This is a genomic window from Pseudomonas sp. W2Aug9, from assembly GCF_023127755.1.
GTDB classification, from domain to species: domain Bacteria; phylum Pseudomonadota; class Gammaproteobacteria; order Pseudomonadales; family Pseudomonadaceae; genus Aquipseudomonas; species Aquipseudomonas synxantha_A.
Map to the genome: position 1 here is coordinate 90,302 of NZ_SPKL01000002.1, position 24,113 is coordinate 114,414.

Consider the following 24,113-nt stretch of genomic DNA (forward strand, 5'->3'; position numbering starts at 1 on the left):
CGCAGATTATCCTCGGATCGCCCAGAAGGCCAGGTTCAAACCCGGGAACTGCCCGGCGATATGGAAGGCAAAGCCGCCGGAATTGCTCAACTGCTGCCAGTGCTCGCTGCCTCGGTCCAGCTCGTAGTAGGTACTACCGGCGTGGTACGGCAATTGGCGCGGCGCCACCGGTAACGGCAGCAAGCCAATGCCTGGCAGTTGCAGGTTGACCATGTCGCGAATGTGCTCCACCGAACCGACTTTGCTCTGCTGGCCAAAGCGTGCGCGCAGGGTTTCGCCGGGCACATCGGCACGCACCACGAGGATGAAACTGGCGTTGTCGAGCAGGGTCTTGTCGGCCAGCATCGCCACGTGGATACCGTAGGCCTTCTCCACAATCGGGATCGGCGTGGCCTTGCTGTCGATCAGCATCGACAGCGCTTCACGCAGGGCCGCCATCACCGGAGTGAAGCTCAGCGCCAAGTCATCGTGCTGGTATTGCGGGTATTCCTGCGGGCGGCGACCTGAAGTGGAGAAGGTCGAAAACTCACCGGCCAGGCTCACCAGTTCGCTGAAGAAGCGCTCCGGGTGCAGCGGGCTCAACTGGCTCAAATGCTGGATCAGCGGCTGGGCGCGATTGACCAGCTGCAGCAGCATGAAGTCGGCAATCTCCGAAGCGCCGCCAGCGCCGGAGGCCACCACGCGCCCCGCCAGGGCTTCGCCACGCTGGTGCAGCAGGCCGAGCAGTTCACTGCGAAACGCAGTCAGCGGTTTGCTTGCGGTCACATTCAGCACCGGCGGGATGTAGGTGTCGTCGAGCACCAGCGCGCGGTCGGCGCGTTTTTCCTTGATGCGTACCAGGCCAATGGCGGCATAGTCGCTGATGCCGTCCTGCGCCGTCAGCAGGCGCAATGCCCGCGACCCCACGGCTACCGGGGCGCGGTTTTCGAACGGCGCGTTGTCATCGCGCACTTCACGCACCTGGCTGACATAACGCGCAGCTTCCAGGGCTTCGCCTTCCTCAACCGTGTCACGCGCACCGGCACGCTTGAGCGGCAGGGCCAGGTACACCAAGCCGTCGCGCAGGTTGTCGTCGATACTCAACGGGCTCGGCGCCAGGTCATCCTGGGGGATATTGAAGGGCGTGCCATCGGGCAACAGGCCGCGGGCCGATACGATCGCCAGCTTGCCCTGGGCCAGCAGGCCCTGGTCGATCAGCAACTCGGAAAAACCCCAGGCCCCTGCCGACAACGGACGGCTGCGCGCGTCGATCAGGTTTTCCAGGTAACGGTCATGCTGCTGGAAGTGCTGCGTTGCGATGAACATGCCTTCCGACCAGACCACGCGATTGTTCCAGGACATGGGGGCTCCGATTGCTTGTTATTGGGCTGGGCTGGAGGGGGAAACCACGACGTCGGCGCGCACGGCACGCACATCGAGGCTGATCTGGTATTCGCTGGATTGGCGCGGCGCTACGTTGATCACGGCGCGCCATTGCGCGCGGTCCAACTCGCGATAGCCCACCAGCACGCCGATCTGGCGCGTGGCCGGGTTGAGGTCACGCTGAATGCTCAGTTGCTGGCCGGGTTGCACCACCACTTCATCCTGGTCCAGCAGGTCGAGGCCGAGGGTGGATTGCGCACGGTCAGCCAGGGCGAAGTAATCGGAGCGGGAAAAGGTCGCGGCGTTTTTCAGTTCGAAAATACGCACCCGCACCGGCGCAGCCTGGCCATTGGCACCGGGGTTGAGCCCGGCGATCGCGTGGAAATGCAACTCGACGGCGGCGCTGTTGGCTTGCGTGTCGGCAGCCGCTTCGGGTTTGGCCGCGTCGTTTGCACACGCGGTCAGCAGCAGCGCGGTAGCGGCTGCGAGTAAAAACCTGGGAATCATCCTGCGTCCTCAATGACGTGTTTAGCTATCCGTTTTATCCATAAGTGCGACGCGCTTTAGCGTCGCTGTCGTGCGCTGTGCTCTTCGTAGGCCCGGCTGAATTCGCGACCGAACAGGTCCTGGAAATCCTCCTGGGCCTCGCGCGAAATGTTGCTGTAGAGCTCGGTAAACTGCTGCCAGTACTGGGCCTGGCGCGAGCCGTTGAAAATGCTCGAAAGGCCACCGGGCTTGCCCATGCGTTCCTCCAACTGCGCCGGTTCAAAGCGCGCGAGCAGGTGTTTGATCGCCGCTTCCACGCCAGCCATCACGGCCAACTGGTGGGCGCGCAGGTCATCGAAACTGTCCCGTACCGCGATGTCCGGCGCCATAAACGCCTGGTTGCCATGACGAAGCAGCAGCAGTAACGCTTCGTCGGCATTCGGGGCGAATTTCAACGGGTTGTTTTCAGCGGGGCGGATCATCGTCTGCTGCATACGGAACTCGCCCTTGAGGCTGGCCCGGGCGCGCAATACGTCGATCAGGCCCTCGACCATCAGCCGGTAGCTGCGGCCGATGCTTTCCATCTGGGCGCTGGCGTCGGCCTGGTCCAGGCGCAACTGGTCGAGACCGGCGCCACGCAGGAAGGCTTGCAAGAGGTCGCTAGGTTGCGCAGTGTCGGCCACGGCCAGCGCAACCGGCTCGACCACAGGCGGCGGAGCAATCGGTGCTGGGGCAATCGGCGTCGGTGCAGGCGCGGCATTGGCGACCGGCGCGGGCGCAGGCGCGTCGCCAAACAGGTCCCAGTCTTCAGGAATGACAGCGCCTTGCACCACCGGTTTCTCGACTACCGGTACAGCAACCGGAGCCGGCGGGCGGAAATCGTGTTGTTCGGATGGCACATGGTCCGCCACGGTGGGCGGCGGCACGGCGGTGGGGCTGAGGAAGTCGAACAGGTCTGGCAGGGTTTCCATCGACGAGGCGCCGTGGAATTGCGGTGCGATCATCGGCGTAGGCGCAGGCGGACTCGCCACAGCGCCCATCAGCGCTTCGAAGCTGTTTGGCGACTCACCGGCAAACGGTTGGCTGTCGACGGCTTGCACGTTGAAGTCGATGCGCGCCTGGATTTCGTAATCGCCGATGCGGATCAACTCGCCATCTTGCAGCGGCTCGCTGTTACCCCGGCGCATACGAATACCGGCCTTGACCAACTCCACACCATTGGTGCTGTTATCGGTTAAGTAATAACGGCCATCTTTGTATTGAATAACGCAATGCTGGGAGGAGACGAGACGCTCAGGATCAGGCAATACCCAGTCATTATCCGAACTGCGACCAATAGCTATCCTGCCCTGATCCATGGACTTTTCAGCGCATTGCCCTGGGGTAATCTTGTGATAACTAGTGATAGTCAAACACAGCGACATCTTGCCTCCTTGCTGATGCATCGCGCGCGGTCTACCCAAAGGGCCACGCTTCCCTGAAGATTTGCCCGCGGTCGCGAAAACGACCGCCAAAATCTGCTTTTACCAGCATGATCGCTGATCTTAACTGGCTTGCATGACAAAAATCCTCCATGGGCGCGCCTTTCGACCCGCCAGTCGCACAGGTTGTTAAACACCGCACATCTGTCACAGAGGGCGAATAGCTTACCTTGACAAGGCATAACTACTACACCAAAAATGCACAACTTCTTGAACATCAGTGATGGCGCAGTAGTGGCACTCTGATTGTATGACCAAGAAAACATGCACAGTTCATTGCGCAACTAATGCATGCGTTGCCCGCCTTCCAGCGGGCTGATAAGGAGATCGAACTCAGTGGATGTGCCGTTGCTGCTCACCGCCGTTTCTGCAACTTCGCCCTGTGGCGAAGACATGGAATATGACGCGCAATTTCTGCAATTGGAACGTGATGCCAAGGGCCAGCCCGAGCGCAGCATGGGCGACTCGATCCTGCCCGCCGAGCCGCCGGAGTGGCGCAGCATCCAGCAGCAGAGCCTCGACCTGTTGCAGCGCAGCAAAGACCTGCGCATCACTCATTTCCTGCTGCAAAGTTCCCTCGCCTTGCAGGGCGTGGCCGGGCTGGCTGAAGTCCTTGTCCTGATCAACGCCTTGCTGCGCGAATACTGGGCCGACGTGCATCCGCGCCTGGATGCCGACGACGACAACGACCCCACCGTGCGCATCAACGCCCTGACCGGCCTGACCTGCGACACCAATATTCGCCTGTTGCGCGAAAGCATCCTGACACGCTCACGCACCTTCGGGCCCGTGAGCCTGCGCGCCGCGCTCAACGCCAGCGGCCTGCAGAGTTTTGCCGATGAGCAACTGGGCAACCAGCAGCTCAACGCTGCATTCCTCGACAGCGACCCCGAGCTGCTGCAAGCCACCCGCGACGCGTTGATCGCAGCGCGTACGGCCTGCGAAGCCATCGAGCAACAGGTCAATGACCAGGTCGGTTCCGCCCAGGGCGTGGACCTCAGCGCCTTGAAGCAGCCGCTCAAGCAGGCCCTGCAAATACTCAATCAAGCGGTGCCCGGCACCGACAGCAGCAGCGAACCCGAGGCAGTCAGTGAAGACAATGCCCCCTCGGTCGATTTCGCCGCTGCGCCCGCACCCCCTCGCCCGACGGGCGACATCGCTACTCGCGATGACGTGTTGCGCAGCCTCGACAAGATCCTTGCGTACTACACCCGGCACGAGCCTTCGAGCCCGCTGCCGGTGTTGTTAAACCGAGCGAAAAATCTGGTGCACGCCGACTTCGCGGCCATCGTGCGCAATCTGATTCCCGACGGCATGTCCCAATTTGAAAACCTGCGCGGCCCGGACAGCGAGTAAGCCGCCGGACCGTGCAGTAACAACACCGTCGCTCAAGCGACCAGGAGCAGCAACGTGGCGAAGCAAAGTTCTCAGAAATTCATCGCGCGCAACCGTGCGCCTCGAGTGCAGATCGAGTACGACGTCGAGCTCTACGGCGCCGAGAAAAAGGTCCAGCTGCCCTTCGTAATGGGTGTGATGGCCGACCTCGCCGGCAAGCCCGCCGAGCCGCTGGCACCCGTGGCCGACCGCAAGTTCCTTGAAGTGGACGTCGACAACTTCGACTCACGCCTCAAGGCCATGCAGCCACGCGTGGCGTTCCACGTACCCAACGAGCTGACCGGCGAAGGCAACCTGAGCCTGGATATCACCTTCGAAAGCATGGACGACTTCAGCCCGGCCGCCGTGGCGCGCAAGGTTGACTCGCTGAACCAGTTGCTCGAAGCCCGCACTCAGTTGGCCAACCTGCTGACCTACATGGACGGCAAGACCGGCGCTGAAGAAATCATCATGAAGGCGATCAAGGACCCGGCACTGCTTCAGGCACTTGCCAGCGCGCCCAAGCCTGCAGGGGAGCAGTAATCATGACTGACAATACCGCCCGCGAAGGCAGCCAGATCCTGGGTGCCACCGAAGAAGCCAGCGAGTTCGCCAACCTGCTGCTGCAAGAATTCAAACCCAAGACCGAGCGCGCCCGCGAAGCCGTGGAAACCGCGGTGCGCACCCTGGCTGAACAAGCCCTGGCGCAAACCGACTTGGTGTCCAACGATGCGATTAAGTCGATCGAATCGATCATCGCCGCCATCGACGCCAAGCTCACTGCCCAAGTCAACCAGATCATCCACCACCAGGATTTCCAACAGTTGGAAAGCGCCTGGCGTGGCCTGCACTATCTGGTCAACAACACCGAGAGCGATGAGCAACTGAAGATTCGCGTGCTCAACATTTCCAAGCCGGAGCTGCACAAGACCCTGAAGAAATTCAAGGGCACCGCGTGGGACCAGAGCCCGATCTTCAAGAAGATGTACGAAGAAGAATACGGCCAGTTCGGCGGCGAACCCTACGGCTGCCTGGTGGGCGATTACTACTTCGACCAGTCGCCACCCGACGTGGAACTGCTGGGCGAGCTGTCGAAAGTCTGCGCCGCCATGCACTCGCCGTTCATCGCGGCCGCATCGCCAACCGTGATGGGCATGGGCTCCTGGCAGGAACTGTCGAACCCACGCGACCTGACCAAGATTTTCACCACCCCGGAATACGCCGGCTGGCGCTCGCTGCGTGAATCGGAAGACTCGCGCTACATCGGCCTGACCATGCCGCGCTTCCTGGCGCGCCTGCCGTATGGCGCCAAGACCGACCCAGTGGAAGCCTTCGCCTTCGAAGAAAACACCGACGGCGCCGACAGCTCCAAGTACACCTGGGCCAACGCCGCCTACGCGATGGCGGTGAACATCAACCGTTCGTTCAAGCACTACGGCTGGTGCTCGCGCATCCGTGGTATCGAGTCTGGCGGTGAAGTGGAAAACCTGCCGGCCCACACCTTCCCTACCGATGACGGTGGTGTGGACATGAAGTGCCCGACCGAAATCGCTATCAGCGACCGCCGTGAAGCGGAACTGGCGAAGAACGGTTTCATGCCGCTGCTGCACAAGAAAAACACCGACTTTGCCGCGTTCATCGGCGCACAGTCGTTGCAGAAACCGGCCGAATACGACGATCCGGACGCCACCGCCAACGCCAACCTGGCCGCGCGCCTGCCGTACCTGTTTGCCACCTGCCGTTTCGCCCACTACTTGAAGTGCATCGTGCGCGACAAGGTCGGCTCCTTCAAAGAGAAGGACGAGATGCAGCGCTGGTTGCAGGACTGGATCCTCAACTACGTCGACGGCGACCCTGCGCACTCCACCGAAACCACCAAGGCCCAGCACCCATTGGCGGCTGCCGAAGTGATCGTGGAAGAAGTCGAAGGCAACCCGGGGTATTACAACTCCAAGTTCTACCTGCGCCCGCACTACCAGCTTGAAGGGCTGACGGTGTCGTTGCGACTGGTATCGAAGCTGCCTTCTGCCAAGAGCGCATAAGTAACTGTTGAACCGGTTCTTCTGTGGGAGCCGGGCTTGCCCGCGATGCAGGCGACGCGGTCTGCCAGCCAGACCGCGGTGATGCTATCGCAGGCAAGCCAGCCCCCCAGAAAAGCACTGCCCCATTGGCGGTAACCCAATATCGTGGCTGAGACCACACAGGGAGAAAACATGGCTGTTGATATTTTCATCAAGATCGGCGACATCAAGGGCGAGTCCATGGACAAGGCCCACAAGGACGAAATCGACGTATTGAACTGGAGCTGGGGCATGGCCCAGTCCGGCAACATGCACGTTGGCGGTGGCGGCGGTGCGGGCAAGGTGAATATCCAGGACCTGTCGCTGACCAAGTACGTCGACAAGGCTTCGCCCAACCTGATGATGCACTGCGCCAGCGGCAAGCACATCGACAAGGTCAAGCTGACCGTGCGCAAGGCCGGTGGCGAAAGCCAGGTCGAGTACATGGTGATCAACCTGGAAGAAGTGCTGGTCACCTCCCTGAGCACCGGCGGCTCGGGCACCGATGATCGCCTGACCGAGAACGTGACCCTGAACTTCGCCCAAGTGATGGTCGACTACCAGCCGCAGAAAGCCGACGGCACCAAAGACGGCGGCGCGATCAAGTTTGGCTGGAACATCCGTTCCAACACCAAGCGCTGATAGCCCCTGTGGCCGTGACCCCGCGCCACGGCCACAGGCATCTTGTCTCTCTCGCAACCCGTCCGTGGAGCTGCTTTGGTGGTAACTGAAATCGCTTCCCGCGACCGTCTGCAACCGTCCCTGCTGGACCGGCTGACCGACGACGGCCCGACCAATCCCAAGGAAAGCGCCGACAAACGCGTGCTATCCCTGACCCAATTGAAAGCCTCGGTACTGCGTGACCTGGCGTGGCTGCTCAACACCACCTCGTTACTTGATGCCGATGCGACGCTGCACACCCCGGCCGGTACCTCGGTGGTCAATTACGGCCTGCCGGCACTGGCGGGCAACAGCGTTTCCAGCGTCGACATCAAGGCCCTGGAAGCCCTGATCTACCAGGCCATCGCCACCTTCGAGCCACGCATCCTGCGCCACACCCTGCGGGTCAAAGCCCGTGTCGGCCATGGCGAGATGAACCACAACGCCCTGAGTTTCGAGATCGAAGGTGACCTGTGGGCGCAGCCAGTGCCGTTGCGCCTGCTGCTGCAAACCGACCTGGACCTGGAGTCCGGCCACGTACGCGTGGTCAATGCCGACCAGCGGAGACGCCCATGAATCCGCGCCTGCTGGAGCTGTACAACCAGGAACTGCACCACGTGCGCGAAAGCGCCGCCGAGTTCGCCAAGGAATACCCGAAGATCGCCAGTCGGCTGACCCTGTCCGGTATGGACTGCGCCGACCCCTACGTCGAACGCTTGCTTGAAGGCTTTGCCTACCTCACGGCCCGGGTGCAGCTCAAGCTCGACGCCGAGTACCCGACCTTCACCCACAACCTGCTGGAAATCGCCTACCCGCATTACCTGGCGCCCACCCCGTCGATGACCGTAGTGCAATTGCAGACCGACCCGGATGAAGGCTCCCTGGCCAGCGGTTTCCCCCTGCCCCGCGACACGGTACTGCGCGCCGCCCTGGGCCGCGAAACCCAGACCTGCTGCGAGTACCGCACCGCACATCCGGTGACGCTGTGGCCCTTGCAGGTCAGTCACGCCGAATACTTCGGCAACCCCGCCGCCGTGCTCGGTCGCCTGGCCGCCAGTGAGCCGAAAGCCAAGGCGGGGTTGCGCCTGACCTTGCGCACCGGCGCCGAATTGCCGTTCAGCGGCCTTGAGCTGGATAACCTGCCGCTGTACCTCAGTGGTGCCGACGAGCAACCATTCCGCCTCTACGAACAACTGCTGGGCAATGCCTGCGCGGTGTTTGCACGCAAACCCGGCGGCGATTGGGTTGAGCGTTTGCCCCAAGACGCGTTGCGCTCCCGTGGGTTTGACGATGCCGACGCGGCGATGCCGGTAGTGGCGCGGGCGTTCCAGGGCTACCGGTTGTTGCAGGAATACTTCGCCCTGCCCCACCGCTTCCTGTTCGTCGAGTTCGCCGAGCTGGGCCGGGCGGTCAAGCGTTGCGACGGCCAGGAGCTGGAACTGATCGTGCTGTTCGACCGCCACGAACCGAGCCTGGAAGGCAGCGTTGGCGCAGCGCAGTTTTTGCCCTTCTGCACCCCCGCGATCAACCTGTTCCCAAAACGTGTAGACCGCATCCACTTGTCTGACCGGGTCAACGAACACCACGTAATCGCCGACCGCACGCGGCCGATGGATTTCGAGATTCACTCGTTGAGCGGCATCACTGGCCACGGCACCGGGCCGGAGCAGCCGTTTTTACCCTTCTATGCAGTGCGTGATCCGTCGCGTTATGGCCGTGACCAGGCTTACTACACGGTGCGCCGCGAGCCACGCGTGCTGTCCAGCGACCAGCGCCGCAACGGTCCGCGCTCCACCTACGTGGGCAGCGAAACCTTTGTCAGCCTGGTGGACAGCCGCCAGGCGCCCTACGGCCATGATTTGCGCCAGTTGGGCGTCACGGCGCTGTGCACCAACCGCGACTTGCCGCTGTTCATGAGCGTGGGCAATGGCAAGACCGATTTCACCCTGGCCGACAGCGCCCCGGTGCTTTCTGTGCGTTGCGTCGCAGGCCCCAGCCGCCCACGCGCCAGCCATGCCCACGATTCCAAGGCCTGGCGCCTGATCAGCCAGCTGTCGCTCAATTACCTGTCTTTGAGCGAACAGGGCCAGGGCGCCGGCGCCCTGCGTGAGTTATTGCGCCTGTACGGCGACAGTAACGACGCCGCTCTGCAATTGCAGATCGAAGGCTTGCGCGAAGTCAGCAGCAAGGCGGTGACCCGGCGCCTGCCGATGCCCGGCCCGATCGTGTTTGGCCGCGGCCTGGAAATCACCCTGCAATTCGATGAAAACGCGTTTCGCGGTACCGGCGTGTTCCTGCTCGGTGCGGTGTTGGAGCGCTTCCTGGCACGTTATGTGTCGATCAACAGTTTTACCGAAACGGTGATCCGTACCACCGAACGCGGCGAGATCATGCGATGGAAAGCCAAGCCCGGACGGCGTCCGACCCTGTGAGTACCCTGGATGCGATGCATCAGGAGCCCTGGGAATATGACTTCTTCCAGGCGCTGCGACGTATCGAGTGCGAATCGCCGGACCTGCCGCGCCTGGGCCATTCCCTGCGCCTGGCGGATGACCCGTTGCGCCTCGGGCAACAGGCCGATTGCACCTTCGCGCCGGCCACGCTGGCGTCGGTCGACCCCGGCGGCGACGGCAAGCCGGCGCGGCTGGAGCAGTTCTTCTTCGGCCTCGGCGGCCCCAATGGCCCGCTGCCGCTGCATATCACCGAGTACGTGCGCGAGCGTCAGCGCAATAACGCCGACAGCACCAGCAAGCAGTTCCTGGATGTGTTCCACCATCGCTTGCTGACGCTGTTCTACCGAGCCTGGGCCGAGGCACGTCCGACGGTCAGCCACGACCGGCCGGACGATGACTACTGGTCCGCACGCCTCGCCGCCCTGAGTGGGCGGGGTATGCCGAGCCTGCTCAATCAGGGGTTGATTGCCGATACTGCCAAGCTGCACTACAGCGGCCACCTGTCGGCGCAAACCCGCTACCCGGACGGTTTGAAGGCGATCCTCGGCGAGTATTTCGGCCTGCCGGTAGCGATCGAGGAATACGTCGGCCAATGGCTGGAATTGCCCGAGCGCAGCCGCGTCGGTGTGAGCGCCAACCAGTTGGGCGTGGACTTTTGCCTGGGCCGCTTTGTGTGGGACCGCCAGCATAAATTCCGCATTCGCCTGGGCCCACTCAAGCTGGACGACTACATGGGGATGCTGCCTGGTCATCAACCGTTCAACGAACTGGTGGCCTGGGTGGCCGAGTACCTGGGCCACGAACTGGACTGGGACCTGAACCTGGTTTTGCAACAACCCGAAGTTCCGGCACTGCAACTCAACGGCCAGTTCCGCCTGGGTTTCAATACCTGGCTCGGCCAACCTGCGCATGACGCCAACGACCTAATCCTGGCCCGGCATTACGCCGACCACGCCACTACCTCAAGGAATCCAGAGCATGGGTGAAATCAGTCGCGCCGCACTGTTCGGCAAACTCAACAGCGTGGCCTACAAGGCCATCGAAGCCGCCACCGTGTTCTGCAAGTTGCGGGGCAATCCGTATGTGGAGCTGGCCCACTGGTTTCACCAGTTGCTGCAATTGCAGGACTCGGACCTGCACCGCATCATCCGCCAGTTCAATGTAGAGCCGGCGCGCCTGGCCCGTGACCTTACCGAGGCCCTGGACCGCCTGCCGCGCGGCTCGACCTCCATCACCGACCTGTCCTCCCACGTGGAAGAAGCGGTGGAACGTGGCTGGGTGTACGGCAGCCTGATGTTTGGCGAAAGCCAGGTGCGCACCGGTTACCTGGTGCTGGGCATTCTGAAAACGCCGAGCCTGCGCCACGCGCTGCTGGGCTTGTCCGCCGAATTCGACAAAATCAAGGCCGAAGCCCTGAGCGAGCGCTTTGACGAGTATGTCGGCGACTCGCCGGAAAATGCCTTGAGCGCCAGCGATGGTTTCAATGCCGGTGCAGTGCCGGGTGAAGCCAGCGGTGCGATGGCGCCGAGTGCGATGGGCAAGCAGGAAGCGCTCAAGCGCTTCACCGTTGACCTGACCGAACAGGCCCGTAGCGGCAAGCTCGACCCTATCGTCGGCCGTGACGAAGAGATTCGCCAACTGGTAGACATCCTCATGCGTCGACGCCAGAACAACCCGATCCTCACCGGTGAGGCCGGGGTGGGCAAGACCGCCGTGGTCGAAGGTTTCGCCCTGCGCATCGTCGCCGGTGATGTGCCGCCCGCCTTGAAAGACGTGGAACTGCGCAGCCTCGACGTGGGCCTGCTGCAAGCCGGCGCCAGCATGAAGGGCGAGTTCGAACAGCGCCTGCGCCAGGTCATTGAAGACGTGCAGGCTTCGCCCAAGCCGATCATCCTGTTTATCGACGAAGCCCATACCCTGGTGGGTGCCGGTGGTGCGGCAGGCACTGGCGACGCGGCCAACCTGCTCAAGCCCGCCCTCGCCCGTGGCACCTTGCGCACCGTGGCCGCGACCACCTGGGCCGAGTACAAGAAACACATCGAGAAAGACCCGGCGCTGACCCGCCGCTTCCAGGTGGTACAGGTTGCCGAGCCGTCGGAAGACAAGGCGCTGCTGATGATGCGCGGCGTGGCCTCGACCATGGAAAAACACCACCAGGTGCAGATCCTCGATGAAGCCCTGGAAGCCTCGGTGAAGCTGTCGCACCGCTACATCCCGGCGCGCCAGTTGCCGGACAAGTCCGTGAGCCTGCTGGACACCGCCTGCGCCCGTGTCGCCATCAGCCTGCACGCAGTGCCCGCTGAAGTGGACGACAGCCGTCGACGCATCGAAGCACTGGAAACCGAACTGCAAATCATCGCCCGCGAACAGGCCATCGGCATTGCCATTGGTACGCGCCAGAGCAACAGCGAAGCCCTGTTGAGCACCGAGCGCGAGCGCCTGGCGACCCTGGAAAACCGTTGGGCCGAAGAGAAAGCCCTGGTGGATGAACTGCTCGCCACCCGTGCAACCCTGCGTGAAAAAGCCGGCGCGGTGGACAGCGGCAGCGATGAATTACGCACGCAACTGATCGACCTGCAACAGCGCCTCACCGCCCTGCAAGGCGAAACCCCGCTGATCCTGCCGACCGTGGATTACCAGGCCGTGGCCTCGGTGGTCGCCGACTGGACCGGCATCCCGGTGGGCCGCATGGCGCGCAACGAACTGGAGACCGTGCTCAACCTCGACCAGCATCTGAAAAAACGCATCATCGGCCAGGACCACGCGCTGCAAATGATCGCCAAGCGCATCCAGACCTCCCGTGCCGGCCTCGACAATCCGAGCAAGCCGATTGGCGTGTTCATGCTGGCCGGCACCTCGGGTGTGGGCAAGACCGAAACCGCCCTGGCACTGGCCGAAGCCATGTACGGCGGCGAGCAGAACGTCATCACCATCAACATGAGCGAGTTCCAGGAAGCCCACACCGTGTCCACCCTCAAGGGCGCGCCACCGGGCTATATCGGCTACGGCGAAGGCGGCGTGCTGACCGAAGCGGTGCGGCGCAAGCCCTACAGCGTGGTGCTGTTGGACGAGGTGGAAAAAGCTCACCCGGACGTGCATGAGATCTTCTTCCAGGTGTTCGACAAGGGCGTGATGGAAGACGGCGAAGGCAGAGTGATCGACTTCAAGAATACCCTGATCCTGCTGACTACCAACGCCGGTACCGAGCTGATCTCCCACGTCTGCAAGGACCCGGCGAACATTCCCGAGCCGGAAGAAATCGCCAAGGCCCTGCGCCAGCCGTTGCTGGAGATTTTCCCACCGGCGTTACTGGGGCGCCTGGTGACGATTCCTTACTACCCGCTGAGCGACGAGATGCTCAAGGCGATCACGCGCCTGCAACTGAACCGCATCAAGAAGCGCGTGGAGAACACCCACAAAGTCGCCTTTGACTACGACGATGCGGTGGTCGATTTGATCGTCTCGCGCTGCACTGAAACCGAAAGCGGTGGGCGCATGATCGACACTATCCTCACCAACAGCCTGCTGCCGGACATGAGTCGTGAGTTCCTCACGCGCATGTTGGAAGGCAAGGCGCTGGCGGGGGTGCGGATCAGCAGCCGGGATAATGAATTGCACTACGACTTCAGCGACGCAGATTGACCTGACGGGACACGGTCAAAATGTGGGAGCTGGCTTGCCTGCGATAGCGGTGTATCAGTCAACATCAATGTTGAATGTTCAATTGCTATCGCAGGCAAGCCAGCTCCCACATTGGATTCGGTTTCTTCAGTTATTACGACACTTACGGGTTAACCGATGCTATTCAACCAAGCCTCACGCCTGGCCAAGATCACCAGCCCTCTCGGGCCGGATGTGCTGTTGCTCAACGAAATGGGCGGCGGTGAAGAGTTAGGAAGGCTGTTCAACTATGAGCTGCAACTGACGTCCCTGGACGCCAACATCGACCTCAACCAGTTGCTCGGCAAGCCCATGAGCGTGGGCCTGCAACTGGCGGACGGTGGCGAGCGGCACTTTCACGGCATCGTCGCGCGTTGCAGCCAGAACATCGACCAGGGTCAGTTCGCCAGTTACCAGGTCACCCTGCGCCCATGGATGTGGTTGCTCAGCCGCACCTCCGATTGCCGGATTTTCCAGAACCTGAGCATCCCGCAGATCATCAAGCAGGTGTTCCGCGACCTGGGTTTTTCCGATTTCGAAGACGCCCTGAGCCGACCGTATCGCGAGTGGGAATACTGCGTGCAGTACCGCGAGACCAGCTTCGATTTCGTCAGCCGCCTGATGGAACAAGAAGGCATCTACTACTTCTTTCGCCATGAACAGGATCGCCACGTACTGGTGCTGGCCGACGCCTATGGCGCCCACACCACGGTGCCGGGCTACGGGTCGATCCCCTACTACCCCAAGGACGAGCAGCAACGCGAACGCGACCATATGCACAACTGGCACTTGGCGCAGGAGGTGCAGCCGGGTTCGCTGGAGCTCAACGACTACGACTTCCAACGCCCCAGCGCGAGCATCGACGTGCGCTCGGCCATGCCGCGCCCACACACCGGCGGCGACTATCCGCTGTACGACTACCCCGGCACCTACGTGCAAAGCGCCGACGGCGAACACTACGCACGTACCCGCATCGAAGCCCTGCAAACCCTGCACGAGCAGATCGAGTTCGCCGGCAATGCGCGTGGCCTGGGGTCGGGCCACCTGTTCAGCCTCACCGGCTTCAGTCGTCAGGATCAGAACCGCGAATACCTGATCGTCGGCTGTCGCTACTACATCGTCCAGGAAAGCCTGGAGAGCGGCGGCGGCTCCGGTTCGGCGCAATTCGAAAGCAGCCTGACCTGCATCGACGCACAACAGAGTTTCCGCCCACTGGCCAACACCCATCGCCCTATCGTCAAAGGCCCGCAGACTGCATTGGTGGTGGGCCCCAAAGGCGAGGAAATCTGGACCGACCAGTACGGCCGCGTGAAGGTGCATTTCTACTGGGACCGCCACGACCAATCCAACGAGAACAGCTCGTGCTGGATCCGTGTGTCGCAATCCTGGGCCGGCAAGAACTGGGGCTCGATGCAGATTCCACGAATCGGCCAGGAAGTGATCGTCAGCTTCCTTGAAGGCGATCCGGACCGCCCGATCATCACCGGGCGGGTGTACAACGCCGAGCAGACTGTGCCTTACGACCTACCGGAAAACGCCACCCAGAGCGGCATGAAAAGCCGCTCCAGCAAAGGCGGCACGCCGGCCAACTTCAATGAAATCCGCATGGAGGACAAGAAGGGTCTGGAGCAGTTGTATATCCATGCCGAGCGCAATCAGGACATCGTGGTGGAGGTGGATGAAAGCCACTCGGTGGGGCATGACCGCAACAAGAGTATTGGCCATAACGAGACGGTGACCATCGGCAGCAATCGTCTGCGGGTTGTGCGCAACAACGACACGGTGATCGTGGGTGGCGCCAAGTCCGACAGCGCCGCCACGCACTACACCATCGAGGCCGGCGAGAGTATTCGCCTGGTGTGCGGCGACAGTGTGATCGAGCTCAAGGCAGGCGGGGATATCAACCTGACCTGCGGCTCGTTCAACCTGTTTTCCACCGGCAGCAGCAAGATCCAGACAAAGGGCAAACTGGACATCAACCTGGGCAGTGACAAGGGCACATCGCCCGGCGCCCAGGGCGTGCAAGACACGATCAAGTCCGCCGTCGAATCAAAATTCCCCGGCAAGCCCGGCGCTGGTCAATAACGAGACTTCTTCACCATGAATTACCTGATCAACGAAGCCCAATTCACCCTGCCCGATGCCGAGGTACAGGACACCTCGATCAATATCCTCAAGTTCGCCAAGCTGGGCACCACCCTAGTGGTGAGCCGCAGCCCGTTGGCGGACGGCGAGAGCCTGCAAAGCAATTTCGAAGGCCAGCTGAAAAAACTCGAGCAGCAGGTCAAGGATCTGCGCTATTCCCCAGCACAAGCGGTCAAGGTCGGTCCGACGCAGGACATCGACGCCTTTGAAGTACAGAACCGTTTCAACAAAGGCAGCGACAACATTTACCAATATCAGCTGGCAATGCAGATACCCGGCACCCGCCAACTGATTGCACTGAGCTACGTCAAGACCCAGCCCCTGGGCCCTGCCGAGGCGGCTCATTGGGCAACGCTGAAAAACACGCTCAATTTTACTGCTACGCCCTGAGTCGAGCCTGAGCGATGAGTGACGATCTTTGGGCTGCCCGCGAAGGCGACGCACTGCTGCACACCTCGGTGATGGCCGATATTCTCGGCGGTGTGCTGGAAGTGGCCGCCTATGCGGCGATCACTACTGTGGGCTGCCTGGCCGTTGCCGGAGCGGTGTTCCTCGCGACCGGTGCAACCATTGCCACAGGCGGTGTTGCATTGGTTTTGGTGGTGGGCGCGGTCGTCGGCATCACCGCTGGGCTCACTGGCGCCGACTTGAAGATATCCAGTTGGTGCGAGTCCGCCGCCAACTGGGTGTTTCCGCCGGTGATCGATGCGTTCATCACCAGCGGCTCGCACAACGTGTTCATCAATGGCAAAAAGGCTGCCCGCGCTGCCGGCAAGATGACGGCTGTGCCCGTCGCGCCCAGCGAGCCGCCAGCGCCAAGCTTCCTGGATATGGCCGGAGAGTTTTTCTCGCAGATGTGGCGCCCGACGGTCGCCTCGCCTGCGCCCGGCACAGAGCCTTGCCCGCTGGACACCGTGGCGTGCAACAAGCACCCGCCCATGCCCCTGCAGTTCATTGCCGAGGGTTCCAGTTCGGTATTCATCAATGGTCAGCCGGCGGCACGCAGCGGGGATCGCAGTACCTGTGACGCCAAGATTGGAACGGCTGAGGGTCTGATTTCGCCGGATGTGCGCATTGGTGGCGAGACCATTGTGGTGCAGGAGATTCGTAGCGGGAAAACGCCGGGGGTGGGGCTGGCCATTGCCGTGGTGATGGCGTTGCGGGGCAACTTGAAATGTTTCTGGACCAAGCTGCCGTGCATGATCGGAAGTGCGCTGGTGGGGGGAGCGATTTCTTATGGGACCGCCAAGGTCACCTCTGCGCTCAAGGGCGCCATGAATGGCTCGCCCAATCCGGTGCACAGTGCGACGGGGGCCAAGGTCTTGGGCGAAGAGGAGGAGTTGGACTTTGTTCTGCCCGGCCTGCTCCCTATCGATTGGCAACGTTTCTACAACAGTCTCGATACACGTCGCAACGGCCTCTTCGGCGCAGGCTGGAGCGTCGACTATGAGGTGTCGGTCGAAATAGATGCCGACGAAAACCTGTTCTATATCGATGAGCAGGGACGGCGCCTGGAGATCGGTTATATCCCGTTGTCCGGTGGAGCGTTCGATCCGGGCGAAGGCCTCGCGGTGAGACGCAGCGGTGATGGCGCGGTATTGATCGAGAGCATCGACGGTCTGTATCGGCTGTTCGAAATCGACCCGCAGAACAACTCACGGATGCGCTTGCACCTGCTGGGTGATCGCAATGAAGGACGGATCTTTCTCGATTACGATGCTCAGGGAAGGCTTCACCGCTTGCGTGACACCCATGATTTCATGCACGTCGAGTTGAGTTATACAACTCAGCATCCGCGTCGTGTGAGCCACATCGAGCGGCGTTACCTGCGCCAGGACCATTTCGATGCACGCAGCGACGTACTTGTCAGTTATCGCTATGACAGCAACGGCGATCTTGCCGAAGTATTGGATGCCCAAGGCACAACCCTACGGCGCTTTGCCTACGACAGCAGCAGACGCATGGTCGAGCACCAATTGGCGAGTGGTCTGCGTTGCTTCTACCAATGGGTTGAAGTACCTGGGCCAAACGGCCCGGAATGGCGCGTCAGTCGGCACTGGACAGATGCGGGTGATGAATACACCTTCGACTACGACTTGGATGCGGGCATTACACGCGTAACCGATGGGTTGATGCGCGTCAGCACTCGGCATTGGAACCCGCAATATCAGATCACCCGATACGTTGATAACGCGGGCAGTATCTGGGAATTCGAATGGAACGAAGATCGCCAGTTTGCAGGCGCGATTGACCCAAAGAACGGCAGATGGCGCTTCTGTTACGACGACTCCGGCAACCTGAGTACAGTGACCGATCCGCTGGGCAGGACCCGTGGCACACAATGGCTTGCGCATTGGGCATTGCCTCAGATTGAAACCGACCCTGCGGGCAATAGTTGGCATTACCGCTACGACCAACGTGGTAACTGCATTGAGGAAGTCGATCCACTGGGCAACCGCACGCGCTATGTCTATGACGGTTTCGGCCAGCCGGTGCGCATCATCGATGCGACGGAAAAATCCAGAACATTGCATTGGAACGAGTGGAGCCAACTGGTCGAAGAAGTCGATTGTTCCGGTTATCCGACGCGTTATCAATATGACGCGTTTGGCAATCTGGTGGTGCAGACCAATGCCGAAGGTGAATCGGTGCGTTACCGATACGGCCCTCAGGCGCTGCTTCTGGAATGTCAGCTTCCGGACGGCCGCGTCGAACAATTCCAACGCAGCGCAAGTGGTTATCTGACTGCCCACGTAGACCCTGCCGGCAGCACCACACGCTATGCCTATGACATTCGCGGTCTGGTCAAACAGCGCTGGGACGCGCATAACCGTTCGGTCATGTTCGATCATGATGCCTACGGACGTCTGAGCAAGCTGACCAACGAGAACGGTGAGAGTTATCGCTTTGAGTGGGACGCAGCCGACCGCATGGTGCAGCAGCAGGACCTGGATAAAAGCCGGCGCTGCTACACCTATGATCCGCTGGATGATGTCGTCGCCGTTGACTACCTGCCGGGAACGGAAGGTGAGCCGGTAGCGCCGCTGTCACATCAGTTTCAGCGAGATCCCGTGGGACGCCTGGTCAGCAAAATAACTGCGGACGGTACCACCAGCTACGCGCACGACCTCAACGACCAACTGGTCGGTGTTACTTTCACGGCGCCTGATGGTAGTGAGCAATTACTTGGCTTCAGCTATGACGCCATGGGGCAGCTCCTTGAGGAGAAAAGCTCGGCAGGGTCTGTGCAGCATCGTTACGACGAACTGGGAAATCTGATTCAAACCGGCTTGCCTGATGGTCGATGGCTGAACCGCCTGTATTACGGCAGTGGCCACCTGCATCAGTTGAATCTCGATGGAAAGGTTATCAGCGACTTCGAGCGTGATCGCTTGCATCGCGAAGTGCAGCGTACTCAGGGTCAACTCAAGACAAGCACTGCGTACGACCGTAGCGGAAGGGTTCGGTCCCGACAGCGTCGCAGCATCGACCAACCATGGCAGCTGCCACCACTGGTAGAGACCGACTATAGCTACGATCCCAGCGACAACGTGATTGGACGTCATCGTGTTGATCGCGTGCACGATCATCAAGAGCATCTGGGTTACGACAGTACCGAACGGATTCTTGTCAGCCACCAGGCAGGACGGAGCGAAACCTGCGCCTATGATGCCGCAGCCAACCTGCTCGATAGTTCACATCAAGGTGGCTTGGTAAAACATAACCGGCTGCTGACCTATCAAGATAAGCGTTACCGGTACGACGCCTTGGGTCGCATGGTCGAAAAGCGCAGTGCCTCTCGCGGTTTACAGCGCTTTGTCTACGATGCGGAAAGTCGTCTGATTGAAGTACGAAATGATAGCGGCAACAGGATAAGGATGACCTATGACCCCCTGGGGCGTCGCATTGAAAAAGCCGAGTATGGCAGCGATGGCTATCAGTTGGGGATGACGCGCTTCCTCTGGGACGAGCTGCGTCTCTTGCAGGAATCCAGGCATAGTCAGTCCAGCCTTTATATCTATGAAGATGAAGGCTACAAGCCCGTAGCCCGGGTCGACGGCACGGGGCCTGTGCAAAAAATCCGTCACTACCATAACGACCTCAATAGCCAGCCGGAGCAGCTAACCGAAGAAGACGGCGAAGTCATCTGGCGGACCAGTTATCGAATGTGGGGCGGTACGGTGGAGGAAGTGCGCGAGCCTACCTACATCGAAGAGCAGAACTTACGGTTTCAGGGGCAATATCTAGATCGAGAAACGGGACTGCATTTTAATACATTCCGGTTTTACGACCCGGATATCGGGCGGTTTACCACACCGGATCCTCTTGGGTTGGCGGGAGGGATCAATCTCTATCAATATGGGCCGAATCCAATCGCCTGGATCGACCCGTGGGGCTGGAAATGTTGGAGCACAGCAAGGAAAGGTGTTTGGAAAGCCGCGGGTGCCAATGCCCGGCCAGGCCAGTACTCAACTAGAAACCTGGCTCGAATGGCCCTAGGCAAGGCACCGCAGATGAGAATAGAGGTTCGTTATCGTAATACTCTGAGAAGCCGACTAAAGGGACGTGTTGGCACGACCAAGGAAATCACGGTGTCGATGGAGCTGAATCATCAATACATTCCACAACGCGCCGGATCAAAAGTGGCTCATGAAGATTGGAACTTGACCAAGGCGACGCCTTGGGGGCATGAGTCAATGGACAAGTATCGCCATACCGGCTGGGATTTGGTGAGAATTGTAAAAACCACAGGGCAATTTTAGAGAACCCTTTCAGGAGCAGCAGATATGAGTGAGTTGACTGATTTTCACGTTTTCTGGGGCACGGCAATGACTGTCGCGGAAAAAAAATCTGCCTCGATGGAAGATGAAAGCGCGGAGGATTTTGCTCGCAAGCTTTACGAGGAATATGTAGCGCAAGGCGCACCAAAAAATAAAAAAAAATGGCTAACGGAGCGACTCGATAACGAATACCTTTGCATGAAGGATAAACCCGTATGGGTAGGCGAACCTGCCTGGCTATATCATCAGGGTCTCCCTATGGTCTTTTTGCATCAATTCCTGGTACCCCCTACAGCGCAGCACATCAAAGAAAGGATATCGCTAGGTGAAACTGTTTATGTATTTGGTGCAAAACACCTTGTTAAAAGGCCATCAGGGGATATATGGACCGATATCTATCGGATGGCTGTGCAAACTTACGAGGGGGAAACAACGTGGGAAATCCTCAAGTAACCTCAAGGTTTTATTCCACATAAAAAATCTAAAAAGAGGACGGGACGGATTTATTCAGCTAAATCCGCCCTCATTGCATTTACAAATCTAGTCAGCGTCAGCTTCGTTCTGCTTAAGTGTGACCAATGTTTTAATCATCTTATTCATAAACGCGTAGCGCTTTTCAACATTTTCCATACGCGCCTTGTCAGTCGGCGCCTCCGATGACTCAGACGCCTCATACGGGGTATAGATAAGTCCGTAACGCTTAGCGATGTCGGGCATTTGGCTTTCTATCGCGTCCATCCGCTTCTCAAGGTTGGTCAAACGCCCCTGTGTATCCGTTGGCGCGTCGGGGCTAGCTACCACAGCCTTCGCGTCTGGGCCTTCGTTGATTAAAATGATGCTGTTGGTCAGAGACTCAGTGTTTATTTCTGCGCCTGTAAGACGCGCCTGCATTTTTTGCTCCTCCGTCGCGGCAGGGTCTACGGTACCCGTCGTGCCGTCTGGTTTCTTTACTTCTGCTCCAGGCATCTTTGCCTGTGCTGCAACCCTTTCTTCTAGGCCTTTGGAAACGAAATGCTGCCCCACGGTAAAACCGCTATTGACCAAATTACTGGTCCCTGACGTTAGAAGCGCATTACGTATAGTAATCGCGACTGACGGCGAAACCGGTGGGAAAGCGTTGTTCTGTTGCAAGCCGGCAATGTCATTTCCAGTGTTACGTGCCGCCCCGGGACCGTTCGATCCTCCCGCTGGCTTTTTAATAGGCGTATTGCCAGACTTGCCAGACTTGCCAGGCTTGCCAGGCTTGCCAGGTGGACGCCTGGAAGGGTTGCGAGACTTGGGAGGCTTGCCCTTGTGATTGACGCTGGCCCTTGGCGCGCCGAATCTTTCTGCAGTCCTTTTGCTTCGACTAACGAGTTCCTCAGGGGTCGCTTGAGGGTATTGAGCGCTCCCTTTGTTCTGACTGTAATCCGGTTTATCGTTTGAACTATTTGCCTCGGCCCCCGTACTACCCGACGTCGACGGCGATTTGATCTCCGTCTTTTTTTGCTGGGTTAATGGCGTGAGCAATGGAACACGGGACTGATCGAATATTTTCATATATACACCTCTAAAAATTAGTTTAGAGCGCGCTCCCTGCTGTCTCATGCCATATGTGTCAATCTGTACCGATGTAGTTCCATATCAACTATATAATTCGATTATTACTCAATAAAAACTCGCTACAACTCAGCTTCCACTTCAACCATTAATAATTCTGCAAGAGACAACTACTTATATTCCCCACTACCCTTTTTTCACCCCCAACAAAAATGGGCACCCGACCCAGTCGGCGTGCCCATTTTCTTTACCGCCCCGCCTCCCTTCGAGACGGTACCGCTTAACTTACGGGTTGACGCTATCTTTGAGCGACTTGCCCGGCTTGAACGCGACGGTGTTGCTTGCCTTGATCTTCACAGGCTCACCGGTTTGCGGGTTTTTGCCGGTGCGGGCGCCGCGGTGGCGTTGCAGGAAGGTGCCGAAACCCACCAGGGTGACGCTGTCCTTGCGGTGCAGGGCGCCGGTGATTTCTTCGAGTACGGCGTTAAGGACGCGGTTGGCCTGCTCTTTGGTGAGGTCTGCTTTTTCAGCGATGGCGGCTGCGAGATCTGGTTTACGCATAAATGAAGCCTCTTTGACGGTTTTTTGTTGTTATGTCCGTGCTGCTCTCTGGTGGAGCAGCGCCCAAGGCGCCGCAGGCTCTACTCTGCGGCAGACGGGAGTGAGGATGGCACGCCCTCGCACGCTCCGCCAGTCTCCCGGCGACCTTTCTACAGGCGAAACGGTGCTGATTCCGACAGAACGGCTGGCATTTACGCCAGCAATGGCGGAAGTTCTTTGTTCAGGGCCAGTTTTTCCATGACGGCGCTGCCGGTCAGCGCGTATCCCAGCAGGCGGCCGCTGGCGTCGCGACACAGGGCCTTGATGTCGGCGCCCTGCCCTTCGACGCTCCACACACCTTCGGTGCCCCGTGGCGCAGGTGACACCACCAGCGGGCAGACCGGGGTTTTCACGGTGACCGGCATAGGCCCATAGCTCACCGCCGTGGCGTTGCCGGCCAAGGTTTGCGCCAGGGCACGGGCGCAGCTCATCAGTGGCATCACGTACAGCAGGTTCAAGCCGTCGACCTCGGCGCAGTCGCCCAGGGCGTAGATGTTGGCGTGGGACGTCTTGAGGTGACGGTCCACCATGATCCCGCGATTGATTTGCAGGCCGGCGGCGGCGGCCAGGTCTACACGAGGACGCAGGCCGATGGCGGACACCACCAGGTCACAGTGGATCACATCACCGTCCGACAGGTGCGCCTCAAGGCCATCAGCCGTGCGTTGCAGGCGATTGAGCACCGGGCCCAGGTGGAAACGCGCGCCGATGCCTTCCAGCCCGGCTTGCACCGCTGCGGCAGCCGCCGGGTGCAGCAGGGTCGGCATGACCTGCTCACAGGGTGCGACCAGGTCGATTTCATAGCCGCCGAGGATCAGGTCGTTGGCAAATTCGCAGCCGATCAGGCCAGCGCCAAGCAACAACACGCGACGTTTGCCGGCAGCCGCGGCGCGAAAGCGCGCGTAGTCTTCCAGGTCGTTGATCGGAAAAATCAGTTCAGCACCATCGCCTTCAACCGGTACGCGCACGGTTTCTGCGCCCCAGGCCAGGACCAGGTCGCGGTAGGCCACCGCTTCCTCGCCGATCCACAGGCGCTTGTGGCCTGCGTCGATGCCGCTGACACGTGTATGGGTGCGCACTTCGGCCTTGAGCTGCTCGGCCATGGCGCCGGGTTCGGCCATGCTCAGGCCATCGGCTTCCTTGTTCTTGCCAAAGCCGGTGGAGAGCATGGGCTTGGAGTAGGAGCGCCCGTCATCCGCGGTGATCAGCAGCAATGGGGTCTCGCTGTCGAGCTTGCGAAACTCCCGGGCTACGTTGTAACCGGCCAACCCTGTGCCGATGATCACGACGGGTGCGTTCATTCCTTTCTCCTTGTAGTACGTGTCTTAAACTAAGAATTAGCCGATTTCGATCATTTCGAAATCCATTTTGCCCACGCCGCAGTCCGGGCACAGCCAGTCTTCCGGGACGTCTTGCCACAGCGTGCCCGGAGCAATTCCGTCATCCGGCCAGCCGTCCGCTTCGTTGTAGATCAAGCCACAGACGATACATTGCCACTTCTTCATTACGTGC

Annotated in this window: 19 protein-coding genes; 12 read left to right on the forward strand and 7 right to left on the reverse strand. The window is 60.1% G+C overall.

What is annotated here, in order from left to right:
• Positions 1 to 6: 6 nt before the first annotated feature.
• Genes tssK through tagH form a run of 3 tightly spaced genes read right to left on the reverse strand, consistent with a single transcriptional unit; the run spans position 7 to position 3,272 of the window.
• Complete coding sequence (gene tssK / locus E3O56_RS01580) at positions 7 to 1,341, reverse strand: type VI secretion system baseplate subunit TssK (RefSeq protein ID WP_005792507.1); 1,335 nt, start codon at positions 1,339 to 1,341, stop codon at positions 7 to 9.
• 18 nt (positions 1,342 to 1,359) lie between these two features.
• Entirely contained in the window at positions 1,360 to 1,869 is a 510-nt protein-coding gene (gene tssJ, locus E3O56_RS01585) for a type VI secretion system lipoprotein TssJ (protein WP_005792508.1), read from the reverse strand.
• A gap of 56 nt (positions 1,870 to 1,925) precedes the next feature.
• A complete protein-coding gene (gene tagH, locus E3O56_RS01590; protein ID WP_032878694.1) occupies positions 1,926 to 3,272 on the reverse strand; it encodes a type VI secretion system-associated FHA domain protein TagH in 1,347 nt (448 codons plus the stop codon).
• 393 nt (positions 3,273 to 3,665) lie between these two features.
• On the opposite strand from tagH, the gene tssA reads away from it, so the two are divergent.
• The 12 genes from tssA to E3O56_RS01650 all read left to right on the forward strand — a co-directional run bounded on the left by tssA (position 3,666) and on the right by E3O56_RS01650 (position 20,915).
• On the forward strand, positions 3,666 to 4,685 hold the full coding sequence (gene tssA / locus E3O56_RS01595; protein WP_248127689.1) for a type VI secretion system protein TssA: 1,020 nt from the start codon (positions 3,666 to 3,668) through the stop codon (positions 4,683 to 4,685).
• A gap of 54 nt (positions 4,686 to 4,739) precedes the next feature.
• Entirely contained in the window at positions 4,740 to 5,246 is a 507-nt protein-coding gene (tssB, locus tag E3O56_RS01600) for a type VI secretion system contractile sheath small subunit (protein ID WP_003195557.1), read from the forward strand.
• A gap of 2 nt (positions 5,247 to 5,248) precedes the next feature.
• The gene (tssC, locus tag E3O56_RS01605; RefSeq protein WP_005792511.1) at positions 5,249 to 6,745 is read left to right on the forward strand and encodes a type VI secretion system contractile sheath large subunit; all 1,497 of its coding nucleotides are present in this window, start codon (positions 5,249 to 5,251) and stop codon (positions 6,743 to 6,745) included.
• A 171-nt stretch (positions 6,746 to 6,916) separates the two neighbouring features.
• Positions 6,917 to 7,405, forward strand: coding sequence for a type VI secretion system tube protein Hcp (locus E3O56_RS01610; RefSeq protein ID WP_005792512.1), 489 nt, complete (start codon positions 6,917 to 6,919; stop codon positions 7,403 to 7,405).
• A gap of 78 nt (positions 7,406 to 7,483) precedes the next feature.
• On the forward strand, positions 7,484 to 7,999 hold the full coding sequence (tssE, locus tag E3O56_RS01615) for a type VI secretion system baseplate subunit TssE (protein ID WP_248127691.1): 516 nt from the start codon (positions 7,484 to 7,486) through the stop codon (positions 7,997 to 7,999).
• Complete coding sequence (gene tssF / locus E3O56_RS01620; protein WP_248127693.1) at positions 7,996 to 9,855, forward strand: type VI secretion system baseplate subunit TssF; 1,860 nt, start codon at positions 7,996 to 7,998, stop codon at positions 9,853 to 9,855. The genes tssE and tssF overlap by 4 nt, the downstream gene beginning before the upstream one ends.
• Positions 9,819 to 10,862 (forward strand): type VI secretion system baseplate subunit TssG, encoded by a 1,044-nt coding sequence (gene tssG / locus E3O56_RS01625; protein WP_078822644.1) that lies wholly within the window; start codon positions 9,819 to 9,821, stop codon positions 10,860 to 10,862. Before tssF ends, tssG begins: the two co-directional genes overlap by 37 nt.
• On the forward strand, positions 10,855 to 13,518 hold the full coding sequence (tssH, locus tag E3O56_RS01630) for a type VI secretion system ATPase TssH (RefSeq protein ID WP_248127695.1): 2,664 nt from the start codon (positions 10,855 to 10,857) through the stop codon (positions 13,516 to 13,518). Before tssG ends, tssH begins: the two co-directional genes overlap by 8 nt.
• Positions 13,519 to 13,674: 156 nt before the next feature.
• Positions 13,675 to 15,621, forward strand: a complete 1,947-nt coding sequence (locus tag E3O56_RS01635; RefSeq protein WP_248127697.1) for a type VI secretion system Vgr family protein — start codon at positions 13,675 to 13,677, stop codon at positions 15,619 to 15,621.
• A gap of 15 nt (positions 15,622 to 15,636) precedes the next feature.
• Positions 15,637 to 16,071: a DcrB-related protein gene (locus E3O56_RS01640; protein WP_032878688.1), complete on the forward strand. Its 435-nt coding sequence runs from the start codon at positions 15,637 to 15,639 to the stop codon at positions 16,069 to 16,071.
• A gap of 14 nt (positions 16,072 to 16,085) precedes the next feature.
• Positions 16,086 to 20,444: an RHS repeat-associated core domain-containing protein gene (locus E3O56_RS01645; protein WP_248127699.1), complete on the forward strand. Its 4,359-nt coding sequence runs from the start codon at positions 16,086 to 16,088 to the stop codon at positions 20,442 to 20,444.
• 24 nt (positions 20,445 to 20,468) lie between these two features.
• Complete coding sequence (locus E3O56_RS01650; protein ID WP_103734138.1) at positions 20,469 to 20,915, forward strand: hypothetical protein; 447 nt, start codon at positions 20,469 to 20,471, stop codon at positions 20,913 to 20,915.
• A gap of 87 nt (positions 20,916 to 21,002) precedes the next feature.
• On the opposite strand, the gene E3O56_RS01655 is transcribed toward E3O56_RS01650, so the two are convergent.
• From E3O56_RS01655 to E3O56_RS01670, 4 genes are all read right to left on the reverse strand, one after another.
• Positions 21,003 to 22,001, reverse strand: a complete 999-nt coding sequence (locus tag E3O56_RS01655) for a type III secretion effector protein (protein WP_248127701.1) — start codon at positions 21,999 to 22,001, stop codon at positions 21,003 to 21,005.
• Between the two features lie 285 nt (positions 22,002 to 22,286).
• A complete protein-coding gene (locus E3O56_RS01660) occupies positions 22,287 to 22,562 on the reverse strand; it encodes an HU family DNA-binding protein (protein ID WP_003195589.1) in 276 nt (91 codons plus the stop codon).
• 191 nt (positions 22,563 to 22,753) lie between these two features.
• On the reverse strand, positions 22,754 to 23,902 hold the full coding sequence (locus E3O56_RS01665; RefSeq protein WP_103734137.1) for an FAD-dependent oxidoreductase: 1,149 nt from the start codon (positions 23,900 to 23,902) through the stop codon (positions 22,754 to 22,756).
• Positions 23,903 to 23,938: 36 nt separating this feature from the next.
• The gene (locus E3O56_RS01670; RefSeq protein ID WP_002555879.1) at positions 23,939 to 24,106 is read right to left on the reverse strand and encodes a rubredoxin; all 168 of its coding nucleotides are present in this window, start codon (positions 24,104 to 24,106) and stop codon (positions 23,939 to 23,941) included.
• Between the last annotated feature and the right edge of the window lie 7 nt (positions 24,107 to 24,113).